This window comes from Bradyrhizobium sp. (assembly GCF_049512235.1).
GTDB lineage: Bacteria > Pseudomonadota > Alphaproteobacteria > Rhizobiales > Xanthobacteraceae > Bradyrhizobium.
In genome coordinates, this window is sequence record NZ_JBEKXH010000674.1 from 1 (window position 1) to 2965 (window position 2965).

The 2965-nt window shown below is 60.9% G+C and carries 3 protein-coding genes; 1 reads left to right on the forward strand and 2 read right to left on the reverse strand.

Features of this window, described 5'->3' with window-relative positions; all coding sequences use genetic code 11:
- On the reverse strand, positions 1-347 hold a 347-nt coding region (locus tag ABSG20_RS33715), incomplete at its 3' end, for an AraC family ligand binding domain-containing protein (protein ID WP_423868764.1).
- Between the two features lie 354 nt (positions 348-701).
- Positions 702-1358, reverse strand: coding sequence for a glutathione S-transferase family protein (locus ABSG20_RS33720; protein ID WP_423868765.1), 657 nt, complete (start codon positions 1356-1358; stop codon positions 702-704).
- A gap of 328 nt (positions 1359-1686) precedes the next feature.
- Between ABSG20_RS33720 and ABSG20_RS33725 the strand changes: the two genes are divergently transcribed.
- Entirely contained in the window at positions 1687-2898 is a 1212-nt protein-coding gene (locus ABSG20_RS33725) for a polyhydroxyalkanoate depolymerase (protein WP_423868766.1), read from the forward strand.
- Positions 2899-2965: the final 67 nt, after the last annotated feature.

Genomic DNA, 2965 nt, shown 5'->3' on the forward strand with positions numbered 1-2965 from the left:
TATTCCATGTCCGGCGAGTAATCGAATAAATAGTGCACGATCCCCGGCCGCTGATGCACGACGTCGCCGGCCTGCACCAGGGTCGGCTTGTCCTCATACATGAAGCGCGCCCAGCCCTTGGTCATGATCACGATCTGGAAATCGCACTCATGGCGATGCCAGCCGGTGCCGTCTTGCGGCGGCATGTCAGGGTTGGCCTTGACCAGATGGCAGATCACCTGCCCGCCGGTCGCGTCCGCGATGCCGAGATCGCGATACAGGAAGAAGTCGCGCAGGCCACCCCCGGTGAATTCGGTATCGCCCGGCTTGACGTGGGAAAATTTGCTGAGGACGGCGTGCTGATTCATCTGGAGGCCTCCATTGTTCTTGGGATGTGTTTGTTCTTGGATGCGTTCTTATGGATGCAATCGCGACAACCGGCAGCGTCCAATTTTTTGGCAGCAGGGATCGCCGTGCTCGCAGCTCCCCCAGTGCCATGCGAAAATCACGCCAGCCGCGTTGCAACGCGGCAGTTCTAAGCTCCGCTGTCGGAAAGCCGTGGAAGCCGCTGGGTACAATCCGAAATTTGGCGTGAGCCGGTCGCGCCGCTGCAGCGGCGGCGCAGCGGCGGTACCGGTCCAGGCTCCGACGATGGCACCTGGTTAAGCAACCCATGCCCGATGCTTGAGCCCTGCAAACAGGCAGGCAAGCGCGAGTGCTGCCTAATATTCCACCTCGAGTTCTTCGATGTCGGCCGGCTCGGCCCTGGCGGCCTCGATCCACTCCTGCATTTCCGGCAGCGCCATGATCATGTCGGCATAGGTCTTGAGCCGCGGCTCCAGCTTCACATCATAGGTCATCAAGCGGGTCACGACCGGCGCGTACATGGCGTCCGCCATGGTGCGTTGTTCGCCGAACAGGAACGGCCCGCCGGACTTGGCCAGGCATTCGCGCCAGATGGCGCAGACCCGGTCGATGTCGGCTTGGGCGCGGGACCAGATCTTGAAGCCGGGGAAATGGCCTTTCAGATTGACCGGGAGCGACGCCCGCAAGGTCGTAAATCCCGAATGGATTTCCCCGCAGATCGAACGGCAATGCGCCCTCAGGATGCGGTCGGCCGGCAACAGGCCGGCGGCCGGCATGATCTCGTTGAGATATTCCGCGATCGCCAGCGTATCCCATACGGTGGCGCCCTCGTGCCGCAGGCACGGCACCAGGATCGAGGACGACAGCAGCAGGATTTCGGCCCGCGCCGAGGGATCGTCGGGCGCCGTAATGATCTCCTCGAACTCAAGTCCGGAGAACCTGGTCAGAAGCCAGCCGCGCAGCGACCACGACGAATAATTCTTGCTGCTGATGGTCAGTGTCGCTTTCGCCATGTGGCCTTCCCCTTAACGCCTCAACGTCGAACGGGCCAAGCGGATTATCTCGCCCGAACGTCCCGCTGCCAAGTGCCTAATGTTTATGCTTTATCGCATAGCATGCAGCAAGCGACATGCCAGTTTGCGAGGCCATTTGACTCTTTGCTGGCTTCGATATTGCATGCTGGCACAGGCAGGGGCGAATCTTGTTGATGTCCACGAGGTATCGGGCCAACTCCAACGCTACGGGAAATCCCTTTTGCTGCAACGATTAGGCTTCAGGCCGACGCCTGCTACCGGCCCAAATAAAAAAGGTCATTTCCCCGTGCTGCTGAAGTCCGGTTTGATGTATCAGGCCTATCAGAACCATATGGACCTCACGGCGCCGTGGCGGACTGGGGCAGCTTATGCGCTGAAGTATCTAAACCTCGTCCCGCAAGGGGTCTCCGACAAGCTGTTCGGACGGCTCGCCGCCGCGCTCGAGTTGATCTCGCGCACCTCGCTGACCTATTCGCGGCCGGCCTATGGCATCGACAAGGTGATGGTGGGAAATCATGAGCGGGAGGTAACCGAGGAGGTCGTCTACACGACGCCATTCGGTTCGCTGTTGCATTTCAAGAAGGAAAACTCGCCGGAGCAGCCGCGGCTGTTGCTGGTGGCGCCGATGTCCGGCCACTTCGCGACGCTACTGCGCGGTACCGTCAAAACCCTGTTGCAGGATCACGACGTCTACATCACCGACTGGCATAACCCGCGCGACATTCCGCTCGACCAGGGCAAGTTCGGCCTCGACGAATATACCGAGCACCTCATCACCTTTCTCGACCAGCTGGGCCCGCGCTCGCACATGGTGGCGATCTGCCAGCCATCGGTGTCGGCACTGGCCGCGGCCGCGATCATGTGCGAGGACAATCACCCCGCGCGCCCGGCGACGCTGACTTTGATGGCCGGTCCGATCGACACCCGCATCCTTCCCACCAAGGTCAACGTGTTCGCCAAGAGCAAGCCGCTGAAATGGTTCGAGGAGAACCTGATCAATTACGTGCCGATCCAGTGCAAGGGCGCGTTCCGGCAGGTCTATCCGGGCTTCGTGCAGCTCACCGCCTTCGTGTCGATGAACCTCGAGCGTCACATCAAGCAGCATATCGATCTCGCCGATCACCTCGCCAAGGGCGATAAGGAAAAGGCTGAAACCATCAAGACCTTCTACGACGAATATTTTGCCGTGATGGACCTGTCGGCGGAGTTTTACATCGAAACCATCCGCGATGTGTTCCAGGAGCATCTGCTGCCGCAGGGCAAGCTGACCTATCGCGGCCGGCCGGTGCACCCGGCCTCGATCAAGCGGATGGGCCTGATGACGGTCGAAGGCGAAAAGGACGACATCTGCTCGATCGGCCAGACGCTGGCCGCGCAGGATCTCTGCACCGGCGTCCGCACCTACCGCAAGGTGCACCACATGCAGGCCGGCGTCGGGCATTACGGCGTGTTCAGCGGCCGGCGCTGGAACAACGAAATCTATCCGCTGCTGCGCGATTTCGTCCACGTCAATGCGTGAGCCGAGGCCGTCACGTAGTCGTCATTCCGGTCGCGCCAAGGTGTCGGCGCTTTGCGCCGCCCGATAA

Excerpts from the sequence above, each read along its gene's own strand:
- ABSG20_RS33720 (WP_423868765.1), bottom strand. The coding sequence starts at position 1,358 with ATGGCGAAAGCGACACTGACCATCAGCAGCAAGAATTATTCGTCGTGG.
- ABSG20_RS33725 (WP_423868766.1), top strand. The coding sequence starts at position 1,687 with ATGTATCAGGCCTATCAGAACCATATGGACCTCACGGCGCCGTGGCGG.